1 protein-coding gene is annotated in these 412 nt (G+C 74.8%); it reads right to left on the bottom strand.

Going from position 1 to position 412, the window contains the following annotated elements:
• Window positions 1-369: leucine zipper domain-containing protein (locus WA616_RS24380; RefSeq protein WP_336033950.1), on the bottom strand; the 369-nt coding region annotated here is incomplete at its 3' end.
• Window positions 370-412 lie beyond the last annotated feature (43 nt).

Below are 412 nucleotides of genomic sequence, written 5' to 3'. Positions count from 1 at the left end.
TCCGGTGGGCCGGTCCAGCCAGGCCAGCCGGTGCATGCCGTGGCGGCGCAGCACCGCGTGCACCGTCGAGGGCGCCAGCCCGACCAGCGGGGCGATCCGCGCCGGCCCCAGCTTGCGGCCGGCGCGCAGCGCCAGCACCCGAGCCTCCAGGTCCGGAGAGGTCTTGCCGGTCAGCCGGCGAGCACGGCTGGGCCGGTCGATGAGGCCGGCCGGCCCCTCGGCCCGCCACCGGGCCAGCCACTTGTAGCCGGTGGCTCGGGAGACGTTGAGCTCGACCACCACATGCGCCACCGGCCGGCCTTGCTCGATCACCCGGCGGACCAGTTCGGCTCGGCCGTGCACGGTCAGGCGGGCATTAGCGTGGGACACGAGACCTCCGGGTTGTCGGTGAGGCGTCAGCACCCACACCTTC

Origin of the sequence: Geodermatophilus sp. FMUSA9-8 (assembly GCF_037034165.1) — a bacterium.
Lineage (GTDB): Bacteria > Actinomycetota > Actinomycetes > Mycobacteriales > Geodermatophilaceae > Geodermatophilus > Geodermatophilus nigrescens.
Note: the sequence above shows the minus strand (reverse complement) of the source record. Positions and strands in the feature narration are given on the sequence as shown.